We start from the raw sequence: 20,558 nt of genomic DNA, 5'->3' as shown, positions 1-20,558 counted from the left end.
AGGAGCTCCCTTCAATGAGTCCAACCATCGCGCCGCGGCGTCGCACGAAAATCGTCGCCACGCTCGGCCCCGCCAGCAGCAGTCCTGACAGCATCGAAGCGCTCATCCTCGCCGGCATGGACGTCGCCCGGCTGAACTTTTCCCACGGCAGCCCCGACGACCACCGCAAGCGCGCCGGGCTGGTGCGCAGCCTCTCGGAAAAGCATGGCCGCTTCGTGGCGATCATGGGCGACCTGCAAGGGCCGAAGATCCGCATCGCGCGCTTCAAGAACCAGGCGGTGACACTGAAGACCGGGCAGCGCTTCACCCTGTCCAACCAGCATCCCGGCGACGCGGGCACCGAGTCCATCGTCGGCATCGACTACCCCAGCCTGGTCCAGGACTGCCACCCCGGCGACGAGCTCCTGCTCGACGACGGCCGCGTGGTGCTGTCCGTCGACACGGTCGACGAGCACGCCGTGCATGCCACGGTCACCGTGGGCGGGCCGCTGTCGAACAACAAAGGCATCAACCGCCGCGGCGGCGGCATCTCCGCCCCCAGCCTGACCGACAAGGACCGCGAAGACATCAAGCTGGCCGCCGAGCTGGACATGGACTACATCGCCGTCTCGTTCCCGCGCTATGGCCACGACATCCAGGAAGCCCGCAAGCTGGTCCAGGAAGCGGGCAGCAAGGCCTGGATCATCGCCAAGATCGAGCGCGCCGAAGCGGTGGCCGACGACCGCGCGCTGGACGCCATCATCAAGGTCAGCGACGGCGTCATGGTGGCCCGCGGCGACCTGGGCGTCGAGATCGGCGACGCCCGGCTGGTGGGCATCCAGAAGCGCATCATCCAGCATGCCCGCACGCACAACAAGCTGGTGATCACCGCGACGCAGATGATGGAATCCATGGTCGGCAGCCCCATGCCCACGCGCGCGGAAGTCTCCGACGTCGCCAACGCCGTGCTCGACTACACCGACGCCGTCATGCTGTCCGCCGAAACCGCGTCGGGCCAGTACCCCGTCGAAGCCGTCAAAGCCATGGCCCGCGTCTGCCTGGGCGCCGAACAGGAGCGCACCACCACGCGCTCCGGCCACCGGCTCGGGGAAACCTTCTCGCGCTGCGACGAGACCATCGCCTTGTCGGCCATGTACGCCGCCAACCATTTCCCGGGCATCAAGGCCATCATCAGCCTGACCGAAAGCGGCCACACGCCGCTGATCATGTCGCGCATCCGTTCAGGCGTGCCCATTTACTGCTATACGCGGCATCCCCGCACCCAGCGGCGCGCCGCCATGTTCCGCGGCGTCTACACCGTGCCCTTCGACGCCGCGAAGATCGACCCGGCCGACGTCAGCGACCAGGCCATCGACCGCCTGAAAACCCAGGCCCTGCTGCGCAAGGGCGACTGGATCATCCTCACCAAGGGCGACTACTACAGCAATAGCGGCGGCACCAACGGCATGAAGATCCTGAAGGTGAAATAGCGCGGCCCATGAAGTTCCCCAGCATCTACCTGGCCTCGGCCAGCCCACGGCGCCACGAGATCCTGCTGCGCATGGGCGTGGACCACGAGATCCTGGCGGTGCCCGCCCCGCCCGGCGAAGACGAACCCCGCTTGCCGGGCGAAGCGGCCGCGGTCTATGTCAGGCGCACCGCGCGGGAAAAAGCCTTGCGCGCCCGGGCCTGGCTGGCCGCGCAGGGGCTTGGCGTCGCGTTGCGGGCGGAACGGCCGATCCTGGCGGCGGACACGACCGTGATCCTGGGCGGCGACATCCTGGGCAAGCCGGACGACGCGCAGCACGCCCGGCAATTGCTCGCCCGCCTGTCAGGCAACACGCATGCGGTGCACACGGCCGTGGCGCTGGCCGCGGGCGGCCGTCTGCTCGAAGACGTCTCGATCACGGAGGTCCGTTTCAAGACGCTGACGGCGGCTGAAATCGACGATTACTGCGCCAGCGGCGAGCCCATGGGCAAGGCGGGCGCGTATGGCATCCAGGGCAAGGCGGGCATGTTCGTGGCGCACCTGTCGGGCAGCTACACGGGGGTCATGGGGCTGCCCATGTTCGAGACGGCGAGGCTGCTGGGAAGGCTGGGCGGCTCCACGGCTTGATCGGCGGTCGCGCGCCGTTATCGGGTCCTCGAGGCGGCCCGCCCCAAGAACGCCGGCCCTCTCACTCCACGACGCCCGCCTCCAGCAAAGCGTCGATCTCCCCGTCGCCGTATCCATACTCCCGCAACACCTCACGCGTGTGCTCGCCGAGCATCGGCGCCGGCCGCGTGATCTGCGTCGGCGTGCGCGAAAAGTGGATGGGGCAGCCCAGCGCCCGGGTCTTGCCCGCTTGCGGATGATCCAGCTCCAGCACCATGTTGCGCGCCAGGGCCTGAGGATGCGTCAGCGCCTGGCCTATCGTGTGCACCGGCCCCACCGGGACGCCCGCCCGATCGAAGGCCTCCAGCCAATGGCTCTGATCGTGCCGAGACAGCACGGCCTCCATCTCGGCTGTGAGCGCGGCCAGGTTTTCCATGCGGGCCGTGTTGGTGGCGAAGCGCGGATCATCGCGCCATTCGGGGTGGCCCAGGACCTCGGCGATGCGCTCCCAGTTCGCCTGATTGGCGCCGCCGATGTTGATCCAGCCGTCCCGCGCCTTGAAAGCCTGGTACGGCGCCGCAAGCAGATGCGCCGAACCCGTCGGCCCCGGCGACACCCCCGTCGCGAAAAACATCGCGGCGTGCCAGTAAGTCTGCTGCATCGCGGCTTCCATGAGCGAAGTGTCCACCACCTGCCCCTGGCCGGTGCGCAGCTTGTGCGCATAAGCGGCCGCGATGCCCAGCGCCGCGAGTATGCCGGCATTGGTGTCCGCGATCGAATTCCCCGTCTTGACGGGCGGGCCGCCCGGCTCGCCGGTGATGGACATGATGCCCGAGAACCCCTGGGCGATCAGATCGAAACCGCCCTTGTCGCCGTAAGGGCCGTCGCGGCCGTAGCCCGATACCGCGCAATAGATCAGGCCGGGATTGACACGCGACAGCACCTCGTCGTAGCCCAGCCCCAGCTTCTCCAGCGTGCCGCGGCGGTAGTTCTCCGTCAGCACGTCGGCCTTCTCGACCATGCGCAGCAGGATCTCCCTGCCCTGCTCCGTCTTGAGATTGAGCGCAATGCCCCGCTTGTTCCGGTTCAGGATCATGAAGGGCGCGGACACCCCGTTGACCCTGGGCTCTTTATAGCCGCGCGAGTCGTCGCCGCCGGGCAGTTTTTCCACCTTGATGACATCGGCCCCCATGTCGGCCAGCATCATCCCGCAGGTGGGCCCCGCCATGATCTGCGCGAGCTCCAGCACGCGCATGCCGCTCAGCGGGCCCGTATGTTTCGATTTCGTCATTCATCGACCTCTATGCTTGCGTAAGGCCATGCCGCCCCGCGGCATGGCGCGGTTCAGCGCCCGGTGAACTCGGGCTTGCGCTTGGCCAGGAACGCGGCATAGCCCTCGCGGAAGTCCTGCGTATCGAAGCAATCGAAGCATTCGTCGTACTCCGCCTCGGACACGGGCCGCGGATCGGCGAGCCGCCGGGCGAATTTCTTGTGCCAGCGGGCCACCAGCGGCGCGCCGTCGGCGATGCGCCGGGCCGCCGCGCGCGCCTCGGCCGCGACCTGATCGTCAGGGACCACCCGCGTGACCAGGCGCTTTTCCTTGGCTTCCGCCGCATCGAAGATCCTGCCTTCCAGCAGGATCTCCAGCGCCGCGTCCGGCCCGGCCAGGCGGACCAGGGGCGCCATTTCCTGATACGCCATGACCAGCCCGAGATTCTTGATGGGCGCGCCGAAGCGGCTGGAAACGCCGCAGATGCGGATGTCGCAGAGGGAAGCGATTTCAAGGCCGCCGCCCACGCAGATGCCGTGTATCTGCGCAACCAGCGGATGGCGGCAACCGGCCAGCGCCTCGGCGGTCGCGTGCATGACGCGGCCGTACTCGATGGCCTGGCGCTTGTTGGAGCGGTCGGTCTCGAACTCGGCGATGTCGTTGCCCGGCGAGAAGGACTTTTCGCCGGCCCCGCGCAGGATGATGCAGCGCAGAGTGTCGTCGGCCGACAGTTCGCCGACCGTGGCCCCGAGCGTCTGCCACATGCCGCGCGTCATGGCGTTCAGTTTCTCGGGCCGGTTCAGGATCACCGTCGCGATGTCGCCGTCGCGTTCGACCAGGATGAGTTCGCTCATTTGGCCGCCTCCGAGCTCGTCTTGCCGCCATGGTTGCCGTTGTGCCTGCCGCCCGCGCCGCGCAGCAAGCGCAGCAGATAGGGGACCAGCGGCCAGAACAGCATGATCAGGGCCAATGTGGTGATGGTGCCGACCAGGCCGTTGGCCCAGAACACATGCAGGCCCGTGCCCGGCCCGAGCATCGCCTGGCGGAAGGCGTCTTCCATGCGGTCGCCCAGCACCAGCGCCAGGATCATGGGCGCAAGCGGGTAGGACAGCTTCTTCAGCACATAGCCGATGACGCCGAAGAGCAGCATCAGCCAGACGTCCAGCATCGCGTTGTGCACGGAATACGCGCCGATGGCGCACACCACGATGATGATGGGCGCCACGATGGCGAACGGAATGCGCAGGATGGCGGCGAACAGGGGCACCGTGCTGAGCACCAGTATCAGCCCGGCGAAATTGCCCAGATACATGCTGGCGATGAGGCCCCAGACGAATTCCTTTTGCTCGACGAACAGCAGCGGCCCCGGCTGCAGCCCCCAGATCATCAGCCCGCCCAGCAGCACCGCGGCCGTGGCCGAACCCGGGATGCCCAGCGCCAGCATGGGCAGCAGCGCGGAAGTGCCCGAGGCGTGCGCCGCGGTTTCCGGCGCGATCACCCCTTCGAGTTCGCCCTTGCCGAACTTGTGCCCGTTGCGCGAGAAGCGCTGCGCCAGCCCATAGCCCATGAACGAGGCCGCCGTCGCGCCGCCCGGTGTCACGCCCATCCAGCAGCCGACCAGCGTGCTGCGGACCAGCGTCATCCAGTACTTGGGCATTTCGCGCCAGGTCTGCAGCACGACCTTCAGATTCATCTTGCCGTTCTTGCCTTCGAACTTGAGGCCCTCTTCCATGCTGACCAGGATTTCGCCGATGCCGAAGAGACCGATCACGACCACCAGGAAGTCGATGCCGCGCAGCAGCTCGGACAGGCCGAAAGTCATGCGCAGGCCGCCGCTGATCGTGTCCATGCCGATGGCGGCCAGGCCGAAGCCCAGCATCATGGAAATGATGGTCTTGAACGGTGTCTTCTTGTCGGTGCCCACGAAGCTGCAGAAGGTCAGCAGGAAGACCGCGAAGAATTCCGGCGGACCGAACTGCAGGGCGAAGCGCGACACCAGCGGAGCAAGAAAGGTGATGAGCAGCACGCCCGAGAGCGCGCCGAAGAACGAGCCGGTGAAGGACGCCGTGAGCGCGTTGCCCGCCTTCCCCTGCTGCGCCAGCGGATAGCCGTCGAAGGTGGTCGCCACCGACGAGGTTTCCCCCGGTATGTTGAACAGAATCGACGTGATGGCGCCCGCGAACAGCGAGCCCCAATAAATGCACGACAGCATGATGATGGCTGACGTGGGCGGCATGGTGAAGGTGAGAGGCAGCAGGATGGCCACCCCGTTCGGGCCGCCCAGGCCCGGCAGCACCCCGATGATTACGCCCAGCACCAGGCCGATCATCATCATCCAGATGTTGTACCAGCTCAATACCGTGGCGAATCCATGAAACAAAGAATTGAGTTCATCCACAATGGATCTCCTGTTTCCGGTTCAATAGCCCAACATGGCTTCCAAGGGACCTTTGGGCAAAGGAACCATGAACTGGATCTCGAACATCCAGAACAGCAATACGTTGACGCTGACGCTGACCAGCAGGGTCTTCAGCCAGCCTATCCTGCCCAGCAGGCGCATGAAGCCGCCAATGAACAAGAGGGACGCGACATAGATGCCCAGGAACTGCACCATCAGTATGTAGAAGCCCGTGGGCACCAGCACCAGCAGGACCAGGCGGAAACGCGCCCAGCTGACGAAGATTTCACGGTTGCGGTTCTTCCCGAATACCGATCCCAGGAACACCGCCGTGCCGGCGATGCACAGGATGGCGCCGATGTGGAAGGGGAAGTAGCCGGGCTCGGGCCCGTCGGACGCCCAGGAGATGCCGATGCGATGATTGTCGAACATCATGACCAGGCCCAGCGCGAACACGACCACCGCGGTGATGGCATCGACGTGGCTATGGGACAACCCGCCTTTCGGCGGGCTGTCCTGGATTTGCTCTTGGCTCATTAGCGGCTCCGCGTGCTTATTTCTTGGCGGCCAGGCCGGCTTCCTGCATCAGCGTCTTGTGATTGGCTTCGTCCTTTTCAAGGAAGCGGACGAAGTCGGCGCCGGTCAGGTACTGGCCGTGCAGGGCCTGTTTCGCGAGATACTCTTTCCATTCGTCCGTGTCGGTGACCTTCTTGAGCAGGTCGGCGTAATAGGCGGCGTGCTCGGCCGTCGTCTTGGGCGGCAGGAAGAATGCGCGCAGCATCTGGTACTGGACATCGTAGCCGGCTTCCTTGCAGGTCGGGATGTCGGACCAGGCGAGTTCCTTGGTGATTTTTTCCTTGTAGGCCATGCGCTGTTCGGAGAACACGCAAAGCGCCCTGACCTGATCGGCGCGCCACTGGGCGACGTTCTCGCTGGGATTGTTCACGTTGGAATCGGTGTGCTTGCCGACCAGCTGGGTTGCCGCTTCGCCGCCGCTCTTGTAGGGGACGTAGGTGAACTTGACGCCCGCGGCCTTTTCCAGCGCGACCGTGATGATCTGGTCTTCGCGCTTGGCGCCCGTGCCGCCCATCTTGAATTTGCCGGGCCCGGCATCCTTGACCGCCTTCAGGTAGTCGCCGGCGGTCTTGTAGGGCGCCTCGGCGTTGGTCCACAGCACGAATTCATCCTGGGCGATCATCGCCACGGGATTCAGGTCGCGCCAGTTGAACGGCAGGTTGACCGCGATCGGCAAGGTGTAGATGGCGGAAAACGCCACCATCAGCTTGTGCGGGTCGCCGACCGACGCCTTGGTTTCCATGATGCCCTCGCCGCCGCTCGCGCCGCCCTTGTTCAGCACCAGGGTGGACTGCTTCATGAGCTTGTGCTTGAGGATGATGCTCTGGATGGTGCGCGCCATTTGATCGGATGCGCCGCCCGCGCCCGCGGGCACGATGATCTCGACCGAACGGGTGGGTTCCCAGGCATGGGCCGGCATGGCGGCCGCCCCGGCGAGCAACAGCGTCGATGCAAAAACGTAGGGCTTTTTTGACAAGCTGCGAGTCAAGTGCTTCATGTGGATCTCCTCAATTGGTGCTGCGGAATACGTCCTCTGTCGGAACGCGGTTGAAGTGCGAGCCTGTATTGCGACCGGCGGCTGGACGCCGCCTTGTTGTTCTGTGCGGCGCCGGGCATGGGACGGCGCAGCGCCCGCCGGCGCCGGCGGACGCTGCGGGCGTCATGCCGCTTTGACGGCCGGCGCCGCGGCGGAGCCGGCCAGGTAGTCCATTGCGGCCTGGACGCCCCCCTTGCGATGCGGCACGCCCGCTTTGTCGAGCCCCATTTCGATGCCGGCCAGCGTGCCGCACAGCGTGAGGTCGTTCAGGTCGCCCAGGTGCCCGATGCGGAACACCTTGTCCGACAGTTTGCTCAAGCCCTGGCCGAGCGACATGTTGAAATGCGTGAGCACGGTCTTGCGGAAGGCGTCGGCGCTATGGCCTTCGGGCATGATGACCGCCGTCAGCACCGAGCTGTATTCGGCCGGGTTCTTGCACAGGATTTCCAGGCCCCACGCCCGCACGGCACGGCGCGTGGCCTCGCCGAAGCGGTCGTGGCGGGCGAAGACGTTGTCCAGGCCTTCGCTGAACAGCATGTCCAGCGCTTCATACAGGCCGTACAGCAGGTTGGTGGCCGGCGTGTACGGGAAATAGCCCTTGGCGTTGATGGCGATCATTTCCTTCCAGTCCCAATAGGAACGCGGCAGGCGGGCGGATTCCGAGGCGGCGAGCGCCTTGGCGCTGACCGCGTTGAAGGACAGGCCCGGAGGCAGCATCAGGCCTTTCTGGGAGCCGGACACCGTGACGTCCACGCCCCATTCGTCGTGGCGGTAGTCGATGGAGCCCAGCGAGGAAATCGTGTCGACCATCAGCAGGGCCGGGTGTTTCGCGGCGTCGATCGCCTTGCGGATGGCGGGGATGTTGCTGGTGACGCCGGTGGCCGTTTCATTGTGCACCACGCAGACCGCCTTGATGGCGTGTTCCGTATCGGCCTGCAGCCGGGCCTTGACCTTGTCGGCGTCCGCGCCGTGGCGCCAGTCGCCGTCCATGAATTCCACTTCCAGCCCCAGCTTGACCGCCATTTTCTTCCAGAGCGTGGCGAAGTGGCCGGTTTCGGCCATCAGCACCTTGTCGCCCGGAGACAGCGCGTTCACCAGCGCCGCTTCCCAGGCGCCGGTGCCCGACGCGGGATAGATGATGACGTGCGATTCGGTCTTGAACACTTTCTTCATGCCCGACAGCACCGCCCTGCCCAATTCGCCGAATTCCGGCCCGCGGTGGTCGATGGTGACGTTGTCGATGGCGCGCAGCACACGATCGGGCACATTGCTCGGCCCCGGAATCTGCAGAAAGTGACGGCCGGAGGGATGGGAATGCAAGGGAATCATGGGGAGGGCGCTCCTGGCAAAATTTGGTATACAAAATACAAATGTTCGTGAATAATAAGAAGAAAGCAAAACGACTGCAAGCATTATTTTTGGTGCACCACAGCATCAGCCCAGAAAGCAAACCGGTTAGAATAGGAGCCCATCCACCCCTCACGCGCGATGCACACCCTTCCCGCTCATCGGCCGTTTGTATACCAACATGAAAACTCCGCAAGCCAGCTACGACCCTCTCCTTGCGCCGTACAGCGCCTCCGCGCCCATCACCACAGATGCGGTGGACCGGCGCACCCTGCCCACGACGGTCGCCGACCGGCTGCGGGAAATGATCATCGAAGGCCAGTTGCCGGCCGGCTCGCGCCTGAACGAACGCGCCTTGTGCGACCTGCTGCAGGTCTCGCGCACGCCGCTGCGGGAAGCCTTCCGCCTGCTGTCGGCGGAAGGCCTGGTGCGCATGCAGCCCAATCGCGGCGCGCAAGTCATCGCGCTGTCCGAAAAAGACGTGCGGGAAAGCTTCGAGGTCATGTGCGCGCTGGAAGCGCTGTCGGGCGAGCTCGCCTGCCAGCGCATCAGCGAAGAAGAAATCGCCGAGATCAAGGCGCTGACCTTTGAAATGCAGGCCTGCCACGCCCGCCGGGACTTGTCCTCCTACTATCACGTCAATCGGCAGATACACGACCTGATCAACGCCGCCGGCCACAACGACCTGCTTTCCACGGTCTACAAGACCATCAATCTGCGGCTGCAGAACCTGCGCTTCCGGTCCAACCTCAATCACGACAAATGGGACCAGGCCATGCTCGAACACCAAGAGATGGTCGACGCCCTGGTCGCGCGCGACGGCGCCCGCATGGCGAAAGTCATGCGCCTGCATCTGCAGCGCAAGGGCGAAACCGTGCTCGAAAACCTGAACCCGCCTCCAACCTCCGACTAACCCCACGGCCGCAGGCCTTGCGACCGACAGCGACAAGAACACGATGAACGCGCCTCTTTCACCGCAACACCTGAAACAATCGCTTATCGCGCGCGACGAAATCGCAAGCCGCCTGCGCAAAATCGTACAGGGCGAAGTCCTGTTCGACGCCGCATCGCGCGGCCGCTACGCGACCGACGCCTCCATCTACCAGATCGACCCGGTGGGGGTGCTCGTTCCGCGCGGCTTCGACGACGTGGCCGCCGCCATCGATCTCTGTCGGGAAATGCGCGTGCCGCTGCTCGCGCGGGGCGCGGGCACGTCCCAGTGCGGGCAAACCGTGGGCGCGGCGCTGGTCATCGACAACAGCAAGCACCTGAACCAGGTGGTCGAGCTCGATCTCGACGCCATGACCGTGACGGTCGAGCCGGGCATCGTGCTGGACCACCTCAATGCCTGGCTCAAGCCGCATGGGGTGTGGTTCCCGGTCGACGTCAGCACGGCCGCCCAGTGCACGCTCGGCGGCATGGCGGGCAACAACTCCTGCGGCTCGCGGTCCATCGCCTACGGCAACATGGTCCACAACGTGGAGGCCATCGACGCGGTCCTGGCCGACGGCACGCAGGCGCGCTTCACCGACGAACAGAGCATGGCGGGCGCCCCGGCCCGCATACGGGAAATCATCGGCGGCCTGCGGGCGATCGCGGCGCGCGAGCGCGACGAAATCGCCGCGCACGTGCCGGCCGTCCTGCGCCGCGTGGGCGGCTACAACCTGGACATCTATCATCCGCAGAATCCGCGGCCCTATACCGAAGACGGCCGCGTCAACCTGGCCCATCTGCTGGTGGGCAGCGAAGGCACGCTGGCCTACACGCGCAGGCTGGTCCTGAAGCTGTCGCCTCTGCCGCGCAGCAAGACCCTGGGGGTGGTGAACTTCCCCACCTTCTACCAGGCCATGGACATGACGCAGCACATCGTCAAGCTCGGTCCCTGCGCGGTCGAACTCGTCGACAGCACCATGATAGAACTGGCCCGGGGCAATCCGGCTTTCCGCCCGGTGATCGACAAGGCGCTGATCGGTTCGCCCGAGGCCATCCTGCTGGTGGAATTCGCCGGCGAGTCCCGGCAGGAACAGCTGGCGCGGCTGGCGCAACTGGTGGAACTCATGGCGGACCTCGGCCTGCCCGGGTCAGTGGTCGAAATGCCCGACGCGGGGCCGCAGAAAGAACTCTGGGAAGTGCGCAAAGCCGGCCTGAACATCATGATGAGCATGCGCGGCGACGGCAAGCCGGTTTCGTTCATCGAAGACTGCGCGGTGCCGCTGGAACACCTGGCCGAATACACCAGCCAGCTGACCGAGGTCTTCGAGCGCCACGGGACCCGCGGCACCTGGTACGCCCACGCCTCCGTCGGCACCCTGCACGTGCGCCCCATCCTGGACATGCGCCGCGACGGCGCACAGAAAATGCGCGCCATCGCCGAAGAGGCCGGCGCGCTGGTGCGGCGCTACAAGGGCGCTTTCTCGGGCGAGCACGGCGACGGCCTGGTCCGCAGCGAATGGGTCGCCTGGCAATTCGGCCCCCGGCTCACGCGCGCCTTCGAACAAATCAAGGACCTCTTCGACCCCGACGGCCTGATGAACCCCGGGAAGATCGTGCGCTGCGAAAAAATGGACGCCAAGGAGCTCTTCCGCTTCAAGCCGAGCTACCAGGTCGTCCCGCTCAAGCCCGCGCTCGACTGGTCCGCATGGAACGTGCAGAACGACCCGGCCACTGAGCGCGTCGGCGCGCCGGGCACCGGCGGGGACCCGGCCCACGGCTTCGCCAAGGCCGTCGAGATGTGCAACAACAACGGCCACTGCCGGAAGTTCGACGCCGGCACGATGTGCCCCAGCTATCGCATCACCCGCGACGAACAGCATCTGACGCGCGGGCGCGCCAACACGCTGCGCCTGGCGCTGTCGGGGCAGCTCGGCCCGGACGCCCTGGCCTCCGAGGCCGTGCGCGACGCCATGGACCTGTGCGTCAGCTGCAAGGGCTGCAAGCGCGACTGCCCCACGGGCGTCGACATGGCCAGGATGAAAATCGAATTCCTGAACCAATGGCGCAAACGGCACGGCCTGAGCCTGAAAGACCGGCTCATCGCCACCATGCCGCAGTGGGCGCCGTGGGCGGCGCGCCTTCCCTGGCTGTTCAACCTGCGCAACGCCGTGCCCTTGCTGGCCAGGCTCACGGAAAAGCACCTGGGCATTTCCGCCAAGCGCAAGCTGCCGGCATGGCGCCGCGACACCTTCATCAAGAACGCGGCCAGCGCGCCCGCCGAGCAGGCCGACGTCGTGCTGTTTGCCGACACCTTCAACAATTATTTCGAATCCGAGAACGCCCATGCGGCCCTGCAGGTGCTGACGGCGGCCGGCTACAAGGTGCACGTCGCCCGCGCTTTGGCGGGCAGCCCCCAGGAAAACCGGCCCTTGTGCTGTGGGCGCACCTATCTGTCGGCGGGCCTGGTCGAGAAGGCCCGGGCCGAGGCGCGCCGCACGCTCGACGCCCTGCTTCCGTTCATCAGGCGCGGCATTCCGGTCGTGGGGCTGGAGCCGTCCTGCCTGCTCACGCTGCGCGACGAATTCCTGGTCATGGGGCTGGGCGAAGAAGCCCAGGGGCTGGCCAAGCAATCCTATCTGTTCGAAGAATTCCTCGCCCGCGAACTGAAGGCGGACCGGCTCAAGCTCCAGCTCAAGCCGCTACCCCAGAAGCGGGCGCTGCTGCATGGCCACTGCCACCAGAAAGCCTTCGATGCCGTCAAGCCGGTCCAGCAGATCCTGGGGCTGATCCCGGAGCTGGAAGTGGAACTGGTGGAATCCAGCTGTTGCGGCATGGCGGGCAGCTTCGGCTACGACGCCTCCCACTACGAGGCGTCCATGAAGATGGCCGAGCTGTCTTTGCTGCCCGCCTTGCGGGAAGCCGACGCCCACACCCTGCTGGTCGCCGACGGAACCAGCTGCCGCCATCAGATCGCGGACGGCCTGGAGCAGGATTCCGGCCGCCGCGCGGAACACGTGGCGATCATTCTGCGGCGCGCGCTGGCATAGCCGGCGGCCGGGCGTCCCGATCCAGCGGGTACACCGGCCGGACCACCTTGCGGAAGGGAAAGAGATCGTAGTTGGAGCTCGTCACGCCCTGGCTGTCGCACTCGACGTAGCCGCGGGCGATGGGGAAGAACACCGGGCGGCAATACATGCGCGACTTGAGCAGCACATAAGACCGGGACGCCGGGTCCACCCCCACGCAGGTGAACACGCCGAGGTCCCAGGGCTCGTGGGTTTTCTCTGTGACCACGATCTCGGCGCCGTCGACGGCGAACAGGGCCGTGCGGCCCATGCCGCATTTCATGCCCCGGTAGGTGGGGCCGGAAATGACGTATTCGCCGTCGCCCAGCCGCCGCACCGTGCCGGCGAGCACGGGCGGAGTCTTGGTGATGCCCAGGCTGGTCAGCGGCCGCTTGTTGCCCAGGGGCAGCGTGATCGTCGCGCCTTCGCCGGCCTTGAACATGGCATCGACCGCCTCCGGATCGCACAGCGGCCCCACGGCGATGTCCCGCAGACCCTGTGCCAGCGCCTCTTGCAGCACGTCCATGGTGTCGCAGGTGCCGCCCGACATGCAGTTGTCGCTGTGGTCGAGCAGCAGCACCGGGCCGTCCGGGTTGCCGCAGCCTTCCTGCGCCCCTGCGATTTCGGCCATGGCCTTGGCCCGGCTCACCGAGTCCCGGAGGCTGGGGCTGACGTAGACGAAGCCTTCGCGGCTGTCCCAGATCTGCCGCGCCAGGGCGTCCGCCGCCGACTGGGCCGATTCCTGGTCGCGGGCCACGGCGAGCACGCTGAGGCACGGCGCCGGGATGTCCGCCAGCGCAAAGCCGGCCATGACGGTGACGGCGTAAATGCCGTCCTGCCGCTCCAGTTCGATGGCCCTGTCGACGGCCGCCCGCATCGCGGGCGCCTGCGTGGAGCTCTTCAGCGTGTGGGTCATCAGCGGCAGTTGCCGCCAGGCGAGCGCCGGCTTCCGGCCGGTTTGCAGCATCCGCCACAGGATGCGCCCGGCCAGCTCGCCGGACTCGTACATATCGGTATGCGGATAGGTCTTGAACCCGGTGATGATGTCGGCATGGTCGATCATTTTCTGGGTGACGTTGCCATGCAGGTCCAGCGACACGGCGATGGGCACGCCGGGACAGGCGGTGCGCAGCCGTTCGAGCAGATCGCCTTCGCCGTCGTCCGTGTCCCGCACCACCATGGCGCCGTGCAGGTCCAGCATGAGTGCGTCGCAACCGGGCGCGGCATCGACGATGCATTGGCACATGGACCGATAGGCTTGCGCGTCGACCGGGCCGCTGGGATAGGCGGTGGCCGAGAGCGGCGTCACGATCTCGGCGCCCCAGGATTCGGCGAGATCGATGAACGCGCCCATGGCCGTGACCGCGCCCTTGTTCGCCTTGTATGCGTCCGCGCCGTAATCGGGGCCGTGGTCGCCGAAGGCGGACAAGGGGGTGGGCACCGGAGAAAACGTGTTGGTCTCGTGGTTGAGTCGGGCGATCAATACTTTCATTGCGACGATCCTGGCTGTCTATGACGCGGCGACGCCGGCTTGCTCCAGCATGGCTTGCAACAGCACATTGCAGCCCGCCTCGATGTGCTCGGGCAGGGCGTCCTCGATTTCGTTGTGGCTGATTCCGTCCTTGCACGGAATGAAGATCATGGCCGTGGGCGTGACCCGCGCGAGATACACCGCGTCGTGCCCCGCGCCGCTGACGATGTCCTGGTGCGAATACCCCAGGCGCGCGGCCGCCCGCCGCACCGCCCCGACCTGTTCGTCGTGAAAAGGCTGCGGCGGGAAATACACGACCTGCTCCAGCCCGACCTCGACCCGGCCTTCGCCCCGCAGCGCGTCGCACAAGGCCTTGAGCTCGCCGTCCATGGCGGTGAGGACGTCGTCGGAGGCGGCGCGCAAGTCCACGCTGAACTTCACGGCGCCCGGGATCACGTTGCGCGAATTGGGATGGGCGTTTATCCAGCCGACGGTGGCGCGGGCATGGGGCGCATGGTTCAGGGCGATCCGGTTGACGCCCTGGATCAGCCCGGCGGCGGCGAGCAAGGCGTCTTTGCGCAATTCCATGGGCGTCGGGCCGGCGTGGGCTTCCATGCCGGTGACCACGACGTCGTACCAGCGCTGGCCGAGCGCGCCGGCGACCACGCCGATGACCGTGCCGGACGCCTCCAGCACCGGCCCTTGCTCGATGTGCGCCTCGAAGTAGGCCTTGATGGGGAAATGCGCCGCCTTTTCCGTGCCGGCATAGCCGATCTTGCGGAGTTCGTCGCCCACGCTCTTGCCTTCGGTGTCTTTCTGCGCCAGGACGTCCTGCAGGCCGAATGCACCCACGAACACGCCCGAACCCATCATGACCGGCACGAAGCGCGACCCTTCTTCGTTCGTCCAGACGGCGACCTCGATGGGCGCCCGCGTGCGCACGCCCGCGTCGTTGAGCCGGCGGATGACTTCCAGGCCCGCCAGCACGCCGTAGTTGCCGTCGAACTTGCCGCCCGTCGGCTGGGTGTCGATGTGGCTGCCGGTCATGACGGGAGGCAAGGCGTCGTCCGTTCCCGCCCGCCGGGCGAAGATGTTGCCGATCTCGTCGACCCGGACGGCGCAGCCGGCTTCCTTGGCCCATTGCGTGAACAGGTCGCGGCCCTGCCGGTCCAGGTCAGTGAGCGCCAGCCGGCACACGCCGCCCTTGGCGGTGGCGCCGATGCGCGCGAGCGACATCAGGGAATCCCACAAGCGCTGCGCGTCGATGCGCAGGGCGGCGGTCGGTATTACGGTGGTGTCCATGTTTGCCTCGATATGAAAATGGCGCCGCGGCGCGTCAGTCGGCGACGCCCACGCCCAGGTATTTGTCTTTCACTTCGGCGTCGGCCATGAATGCCGCGTTGTCCCCATGGTACACAACGCGGCCGCTTTCCAGAATATAGTGTCGATCGGCAAGCTGCGTGCAGACCTCCAGGTTCTGCTCGACCAGCAGGATGGCGATGCCGCTGCCGCGTATCTGCTTGAGCTGGGCCACGATCTCTTCGACGATCACCGGCGCCAGGCCTTCCACCGGCTCGTCCAGGATCAGCAGTTCGGGCGAATTCACCAGCGCGCGGCCGATGGCCAGCATCTGCTGTTCGCCGCCCGACAGCTGCCCGCCGCCGTTGCGCCGCCGCTCTTTCAAGCGCGGGAAAATCCGGTAGATGTCGTCGAGCGACCAGCGCGAGCCCTTGTGCGCGGCCAGCTTCAGGTTTTCTTCCACGGTCAGCAGCCGGAATATGCCCCGGTGTTCGGGCACGAAGCAGATGTTGCGCCCCGAGATGCGATAAGTGGGCAGCGCGGTGATGTCCTCGCCCCGGAAGGTGATCCTGCCCTGGCGGGCCGGCACGATGCCCATGATGCTTTTCAGGGTGGTGGACTTGCCCGCCCCGTTGCGGCCCAGCAGGCACACCAGCTCGCCTTCCCCGACCTGCAGCGAGACGTCCTGGATCACATGGCTTTGCCCGTAATAGGCGTGGATATGTTCGACGTTCAACAGCATCAGCCGCCTCCTGTAATCATGTTGCCCAGGTAGGCCTGGCGGACGCGGTCGTCGCTCTTGACCTGCTCGGGCGTGCCTTCGACCAGCACCCTGCCCAGCTGCATCACCGTGATGGTGTCGGAGATGTCCATCACGATGCCCATGTTGTGCTCGATCAGCACCACGGTCAGGTCGGCGCGCAAGCCCTGGATGATGGCCTTCATGGCGTCGATGTCGTCGATGCCCATGCCCGACGTGGGTTCGTCCAGGAAGATGATTTGCGGCTTGGCCGCGAGCGCCATGCCGACTTCCAGGCGGCGCTGCTGGCCGTGCGACAGCTGGCTGCTGACCCGGTCGATGCAGTGCGTGAGTTCGAGCCGCGCCAGGATGGACTCGATCAGCTCGGCATGGGCGTCGTGGAGCAAGGACTTGGACCAGAAATGCAGCGCCTTCCGCGGCTGTATGCCTTGCGCCGCCACCCGCAGGTTCTCGCGCACCGTCAAGGTCGGGAACAGCGAGGTCACCTGGAAAGAGCGGGCCATGCCCAGCTGCACGCGTTCGTGGTCGGCCATGCCGCCGACTTCCTTGCCGTTGAAGGAAATGGACCCGGCGGTGAGCGGCACCGTGCCCGTCAGGGTGTGGAACAGCGTGGTCTTGCCCGCGCCGTTGGGGCCGATGACGGAATGTATGGTGTTGCGCATGACGCGCAGGTCGACGCCGGACAAGGCCTGGAACCGCCCGTAGCGCTTGACGACGTTCCTCGCATCCAGAATGGGCTGGCTCATGACGCCTCCTTTTTGGCTTCGCTGCGGGCGCCGCGCGGCCGCGACCACATTTCGCCCAGCGTCTTGAAGGCGCCCCACAGGCCGCCCTGCATGTACAGGCTCACCGCCATCAGCAGCAGCCCGAACAGCAGCAGCCAGCGCGGCCAGAGATGCGACAGCCAGTCCGACACGATCACGTAGAACGCCGCGCCCAGCACCGAGGCGATGAGCTTGCCGGTGCCGCCCAGCACGGTGACCAGCAGGATGACTTCGCTCATGTGGTAGTTGATGCTGGTCAGGGGCGCAATGCCCGTCATCATCGCGTACAGCGCGCCGGCCAGCGCGGTGATGGCGCCGGACAGCATGAAGGCCACCATCTTGAAATGGATGATGTTGTATCCCAGCGCCGTGGCGCGGGCGGGGTTGTCGCGGATGGCGAGCAAGGTGCGGCCGAAGATGGAGTCGACCACGCGCTGCAGCGACCAATAGGCCAGCAGGAACAGAATGGCGACGAAGCTGTAGTATTCCCAGGCCGTCTTGTTCGGCAGCACCGTGTAGCCGAGCACCGTCAGGGGCGGCATGGGGATGTCGAGCAGCCCGTTGTCGCCGCCGGTCAGCTCGGGCGTGGAATAGGCCAGGAAATAGAACATCTGCGTCAGGGCCAGGGTGAGCATGACGAAATAAACGCCCTTCTGCCGGATGGCCAGCCAGCCCACCAGCCCCGCTACGGCCGCGCCCATGGCAATGGCCAGCACCAGCACGAAAGCCATGGGCAGGCCGGTGCGCGTGAGCAGAATGCCTAGCGTGTAGCTGCCGATGCCGAAGAATATGCCCTGGCCGAAGGACAGCAGCCCCGCATAGCCCAGCAGCAGGTTGCAGCCCAGCGCCGCCAGCGCGAAGATGAGCACTTCGGAAGCCAGCGAGCCTGAAGCGAGCGCCACCGGCAGGATCAGGACCGACGCCACCGCCATCAGCAGGTAGCGGTTGTTTTTCAGGAATGAGATCATTGGCTTCTCCCCATCAAGCCGTCGGGACGCAGCAAGAGCACCAGCGCCATGGCCACGTAGATCATCAGGCTTGCGCCCTGGGGCCACAGGGTGCTCATCACGCTTTGCACGATGCCCACCAGCAGCCCTCCCAATAATGCGCCGCTGAAGCTACCCATCCCGCCCACGACCACCACCACGAAGGCGACGGCCAGAGCCTCTATGCCCATGAAGGGTTCGACGCCCCGCAAGGGGGCCGCCAGCACGCCCGCCAGCCCGGCGGTGGCCGCGCCCAGCGCGAAGGTCAGGCCGAAGATCTTGTAGACGTTGATGCGCAGCAGCGTCACCATTTCGGGCGACTCGCTGCCGGCGCGGATGATGCTGCCCAGGCGAGTGCGTTCCAGCAGCAGCCAGATGACCAAGGCGAGCAGCGCCGAAAACGCGATGAGGAAAATCCGGTACTTGGGATAGATGAAGGCGCCCCACATGACCACGCCGTTCAGCTCGGCGGGCGGCGACACGTTCACGCCCACCGGCCCCCAATACAGGATCACGAGCTCCTGTATGGCCCAGGCCAGCCCCAGCGTGAAAAGAATGTGGAATTCATGCGGCAAGTCATAGATGCGCCGCAGGAGCAGGCGCTCGGCCACCCAGGCGCAAAACCCCACCACCACCGGCCCGAACAGCAGCGCCAGCCAGAAGCTGCCTCCCAGTTGCATGAACGCATAGCAGGCGTAGGCGCCCATCAAGTAAAACGCACCGTGCGCGAAGTTCACGAACCGCAACAAACCGAACACGATGGACAAGCCCACGGCCAGCAGGAAATAAATCATTCCGATGCCTATGCCGTTAATCAACTGCAGCAGATATAGATTCATAGTCGATCGCTACCCTGACCTTTTTGCTGTGGCGCGCGGAAGCGCCTGGGACCCTGCGCGGCGCCGCCCGAAGCCGGGGACGGCGCGGCCGGCACACGGACTCGCGGTGCGAAGCAAATGCGCAACGGAACCAAGGAGTCCGGCATCGCGGCCCTTCTGCCGCCCCGCGGGAGGGCGGGCCCAAGGGCCGCGATGCCGGGCGGACTCAGGCGGGCATCTTGCAGCCTGCCTGCTCGGGTGTCAGGAAGGACTGGCCGCCATGGACGATGTCGCAGTAGTCGTCCTTGTCTTTCATGGACGCCTTGGCCTTGCCCTTGAGCAGGTAGTAGTTCTTGATGACCTGGTGATCTTCCTTGCGTATGGTTTCTTTGCCGGTCAGCCCATCATAGGTGGTGCCTTCCATGGCCGCAATCACTTTCGGTACATCGGTGGAATTGGCCTTGACGATGCCGTCGGCCATCATCTTGGTCAGGATGTAGGCGCCGGCCAGGCTGTAGTTCGGGTTGATCTTGAATTTGTCCCGCGTGCGCTTGACCAGTTCGTGGTTGAGCGGGGAATCGATGCTATGCCAGTATTGCACGCCGAAATACACGTCCTGGCAGAGATCGGCGCCCAGGGATTCGAACTGTTCCAGGCCCGATGCCCACGCCATCAGGATGATGGTGTTGTTCTTCATGCCGAAGCTCACCGCCTGGCGCAGGGCTTCCGAGCTTTGCGAGCCGAAGTTCAGCAGCAGCAGGACGTCGGGCTTGGCCGCCATGGCGTTGGTCAGGTAGCCGCTGAACTCGCGTTCGTCCAGCGAATGGTAGCTGTTGCCCACGTGCTCGAGCTTGTTTTCCTTGAGTATGTTCTTGGTGGCGGTGAGCAGGCCTTCGCCGAACACGTACTGCGGGGTGATGGTGTACCAGCGCTTGGCTTCGGGGTGGCGCTTGATCAGCGGGCCGACGGTTTCGCGGATGGCGCCGTAAGTGGGCACCGACCAGCGGAAAGTGGCCCGGTTGCAATCGCTGCCGGTGATTTCGTCCGCGCCCGCGGTGGTGACGAAGATGCCGCCGAGCTTGTCCAGCCCCTTGCCCATGGCCAGCGCTTCCGAGGACAGGATCCCGCCGGCGAAGAAGCGGGCTTTCTGCTGTTCGAACAAGTCCTGCACCTGCCGGATGGCGGTTGCGGGCTTGCCCTGGGTATCCAGGATCTTGTAGCCGACCGGACGCCCGATCAGGGTTTTGTGATGCTCCACGAAGAGCTCGACCCCCATCTGCGCGAATTTTCCGTTGGCGGCGAAAGGGCCGGACATGGGGTTGGGAACCCCGAAAAGAATGGGATCGGCGGCGAATGCCGGCTTCATGCCCAAGGGGGAAGCCAGAGCCGCAAGCCCGCCAAGCTTCAAAAGGTCACGTCTGTTCATAGAGTCTCCGGAATATTTTCATTATGACGACCATCGCATTCGGCGGCGCGGGGGATTGCGCCGGCGCAAAATGTGCGAATGATGCTATCACAAGCCCCAAAGGGGAAAAATATACAGCCTGGCAACAGCCAACTAACTGTACAGCGGAAATTTATCACACTGTATAGTCGGCGCTGCGGCAGCGCGAAGGCACCGCGGGGCGGCGTGACGGACATGTGCCCTGTTCAGGCGCGTTCAAAGCAAAACCCCCCAGTCGATGTGTCGCTGGGGGGTTTTTTGGTATAAGAGCCTGACGATGACCTACTTTCACAGACGTACGTCCACTATCATCGGCG

At 65.5% G+C, this 20,558-nt stretch carries 17 protein-coding genes; 4 read left to right on the top strand and 13 right to left on the bottom strand.

The features are described from left to right. Nucleotides 1-14: 14 nt before the first annotated feature. Nucleotides 15-1,469 (top strand): pyruvate kinase, encoded by a 1,455-nt coding sequence (gene pyk / locus H0A72_RS12050; RefSeq protein WP_218953297.1) that lies wholly within the window; start codon nt 15-17, stop codon nt 1,467-1,469. An 8-nt stretch (nt 1,470-1,477) separates the two neighbouring features. After that, on the top strand, nt 1,478-2,095 hold the full coding sequence (locus tag H0A72_RS12045; protein WP_180155617.1) for a Maf family protein: 618 nt from the start codon (nt 1,478-1,480) through the stop codon (nt 2,093-2,095). A gap of 61 nt (nt 2,096-2,156) precedes the next feature. Here the strand turns inward: H0A72_RS12045 and H0A72_RS12040 are convergent, their stop codons facing one another. The 6 genes from H0A72_RS12040 to H0A72_RS12015 form a co-directional block, all read right to left on the bottom strand. Next, on the bottom strand, nt 2,157-3,365 hold the full coding sequence (locus H0A72_RS12040; protein ID WP_180155615.1) for a CaiB/BaiF CoA transferase family protein: 1,209 nt from the start codon (nt 3,363-3,365) through the stop codon (nt 2,157-2,159). Nucleotides 3,366-3,418: 53 nt separating this feature from the next. Further along, nucleotides 3,419-4,198, bottom strand: coding sequence for an enoyl-CoA hydratase-related protein (locus H0A72_RS12035; protein ID WP_180155613.1), 780 nt, complete (start codon nt 4,196-4,198; stop codon nt 3,419-3,421). Beyond that, complete coding sequence (locus H0A72_RS12030; RefSeq protein ID WP_180155611.1) at nt 4,195-5,742, bottom strand: tripartite tricarboxylate transporter permease; 1,548 nt, start codon at nt 5,740-5,742, stop codon at nt 4,195-4,197. Before H0A72_RS12030 ends, H0A72_RS12035 begins: the two co-directional genes overlap by 4 nt. A gap of 21 nt (nt 5,743-5,763) precedes the next feature. Next, nucleotides 5,764-6,279 (bottom strand): tripartite tricarboxylate transporter TctB family protein, encoded by a 516-nt coding sequence (locus H0A72_RS12025; protein WP_180155609.1) that lies wholly within the window; start codon nt 6,277-6,279, stop codon nt 5,764-5,766. 16 nt (nt 6,280-6,295) lie between these two features. Beyond that, a complete protein-coding gene (locus tag H0A72_RS12020; RefSeq protein WP_180155607.1) occupies nt 6,296-7,315 on the bottom strand; it encodes a Bug family tripartite tricarboxylate transporter substrate binding protein in 1,020 nt (339 codons plus the stop codon). A 162-nt stretch (nt 7,316-7,477) separates the two neighbouring features. Continuing rightward, the gene (locus H0A72_RS12015) at nt 7,478-8,683 is read right to left on the bottom strand and encodes a pyridoxal-phosphate-dependent aminotransferase family protein (protein WP_180155604.1); all 1,206 of its coding nucleotides are present in this window, start codon (nt 8,681-8,683) and stop codon (nt 7,478-7,480) included. Nucleotides 8,684-8,882: 199 nt separating this feature from the next. On the opposite strand from H0A72_RS12015, the gene H0A72_RS12010 reads away from it, so the two are divergent. After that, nucleotides 8,883-9,614, top strand: a complete 732-nt coding sequence (locus tag H0A72_RS12010) for a GntR family transcriptional regulator (RefSeq protein ID WP_180155602.1) — start codon at nt 8,883-8,885, stop codon at nt 9,612-9,614. 43 nt (nt 9,615-9,657) lie between these two features. Further along, nucleotides 9,658-12,681, top strand: a complete 3,024-nt coding sequence (locus H0A72_RS12005) for an FAD-binding and (Fe-S)-binding domain-containing protein (RefSeq protein ID WP_180155600.1) — start codon at nt 9,658-9,660, stop codon at nt 12,679-12,681. On the opposite strand, the gene H0A72_RS12000 is transcribed toward H0A72_RS12005, so the two are convergent. From H0A72_RS12000 to H0A72_RS11970, 7 genes are all read right to left on the bottom strand, one after another. Continuing rightward, the gene (locus H0A72_RS12000) at nt 12,656-14,191 is read right to left on the bottom strand and encodes a M81 family metallopeptidase (protein WP_180155598.1); all 1,536 of its coding nucleotides are present in this window, start codon (nt 14,189-14,191) and stop codon (nt 12,656-12,658) included. The genes H0A72_RS12005 and H0A72_RS12000 overlap by 26 nt on opposite strands. 18 nt (nt 14,192-14,209) lie before the next feature. Further along, nucleotides 14,210-15,472, bottom strand: a complete 1,263-nt coding sequence (locus tag H0A72_RS11995; RefSeq protein WP_180155596.1) for a Zn-dependent hydrolase — start codon at nt 15,470-15,472, stop codon at nt 14,210-14,212. A 34-nt stretch (nt 15,473-15,506) separates the two neighbouring features. Further along, nucleotides 15,507-16,211: an ABC transporter ATP-binding protein gene (locus H0A72_RS11990; protein ID WP_180155594.1), complete on the bottom strand. Its 705-nt coding sequence runs from the start codon at nt 16,209-16,211 to the stop codon at nt 15,507-15,509. Beyond that, nucleotides 16,211-16,975 (bottom strand): ABC transporter ATP-binding protein, encoded by a 765-nt coding sequence (locus H0A72_RS11985; RefSeq protein WP_180155592.1) that lies wholly within the window; start codon nt 16,973-16,975, stop codon nt 16,211-16,213. Before H0A72_RS11985 ends, H0A72_RS11990 begins: the two co-directional genes overlap by 1 nt. Further along, on the bottom strand, nt 16,972-17,961 hold the full coding sequence (locus H0A72_RS11980; protein ID WP_180155590.1) for a branched-chain amino acid ABC transporter permease: 990 nt from the start codon (nt 17,959-17,961) through the stop codon (nt 16,972-16,974). Before H0A72_RS11980 ends, H0A72_RS11985 begins: the two co-directional genes overlap by 4 nt. Next, nucleotides 17,958-18,818, bottom strand: a complete 861-nt coding sequence (locus H0A72_RS11975; protein ID WP_180155588.1) for a branched-chain amino acid ABC transporter permease — start codon at nt 18,816-18,818, stop codon at nt 17,958-17,960. The genes H0A72_RS11980 and H0A72_RS11975 overlap by 4 nt, the downstream gene beginning before the upstream one ends. 205 nt (nt 18,819-19,023) lie before the next feature. Next, a complete protein-coding gene (locus H0A72_RS11970; protein WP_180155586.1) occupies nt 19,024-20,223 on the bottom strand; it encodes an ABC transporter substrate-binding protein in 1,200 nt (399 codons plus the stop codon). Nucleotides 20,224-20,558: the final 335 nt, after the last annotated feature.

The organism is Parapusillimonas granuli (genome assembly GCF_013416525.1).
Taxonomy (GTDB): domain Bacteria; phylum Pseudomonadota; class Gammaproteobacteria; order Burkholderiales; family Burkholderiaceae_B; genus Parapusillimonas; species Parapusillimonas granuli.
This window is presented reverse-complemented; position numbering and strand designations above follow the sequence as displayed.

What these genes read in the sequence shown, in the direction of transcription:
- H0A72_RS11985 (WP_180155592.1), bottom strand. Translation starts at nt 16,975, where the DNA reads ATGAGCCAGCCCATTCTGGATGCGAGGAACGTCGTCAAGCGCTACGGG.
- H0A72_RS12015 (WP_180155604.1), bottom strand. Translation starts at nt 8,683, where the DNA reads ATGATTCCCTTGCATTCCCATCCCTCCGGCCGTCACTTTCTGCAGATT.
- H0A72_RS12025 (WP_180155609.1), bottom strand. Translation starts at nt 6,279, where the DNA reads ATGAGCCAAGAGCAAATCCAGGACAGCCCGCCGAAAGGCGGGTTGTCC.
- H0A72_RS11995 (WP_180155596.1), bottom strand. Translation starts at nt 15,472, where the DNA reads ATGGACACCACCGTAATACCGACCGCCGCCCTGCGCATCGACGCGCAG.
- H0A72_RS12010 (WP_180155602.1), top strand. Translation starts at nt 8,883, where the DNA reads ATGAAAACTCCGCAAGCCAGCTACGACCCTCTCCTTGCGCCGTACAGC.
- H0A72_RS11975 (WP_180155588.1), bottom strand. Translation starts at nt 18,818, where the DNA reads ATGAATCTATATCTGCTGCAGTTGATTAACGGCATAGGCATCGGAATG.
- H0A72_RS12035 (WP_180155613.1), bottom strand. Translation starts at nt 4,198, where the DNA reads ATGAGCGAACTCATCCTGGTCGAACGCGACGGCGACATCGCGACGGTG.
- H0A72_RS12040 (WP_180155615.1), bottom strand. Translation starts at nt 3,365, where the DNA reads ATGACGAAATCGAAACATACGGGCCCGCTGAGCGGCATGCGCGTGCTG.
- H0A72_RS11990 (WP_180155594.1), bottom strand. Translation starts at nt 16,211, where the DNA reads ATGCTGTTGAACGTCGAACATATCCACGCCTATTACGGGCAAAGCCAT.
- H0A72_RS12020 (WP_180155607.1), bottom strand. Translation starts at nt 7,315, where the DNA reads ATGAAGCACTTGACTCGCAGCTTGTCAAAAAAGCCCTACGTTTTTGCA.
- H0A72_RS11980 (WP_180155590.1), bottom strand. Translation starts at nt 17,961, where the DNA reads ATGATCTCATTCCTGAAAAACAACCGCTACCTGCTGATGGCGGTGGCG.
- H0A72_RS12005 (WP_180155600.1), top strand. Translation starts at nt 9,658, where the DNA reads ATGAACGCGCCTCTTTCACCGCAACACCTGAAACAATCGCTTATCGCG.
- H0A72_RS12045 (WP_180155617.1), top strand. Translation starts at nt 1,478, where the DNA reads ATGAAGTTCCCCAGCATCTACCTGGCCTCGGCCAGCCCACGGCGCCAC.
- pyk (WP_218953297.1), top strand. Translation starts at nt 15, where the DNA reads ATGAGTCCAACCATCGCGCCGCGGCGTCGCACGAAAATCGTCGCCACG.
- H0A72_RS12000 (WP_180155598.1), bottom strand. Translation starts at nt 14,191, where the DNA reads ATGAAAGTATTGATCGCCCGACTCAACCACGAGACCAACACGTTTTCT.
- H0A72_RS11970 (WP_180155586.1), bottom strand. Translation starts at nt 20,223, where the DNA reads ATGAACAGACGTGACCTTTTGAAGCTTGGCGGGCTTGCGGCTCTGGCT.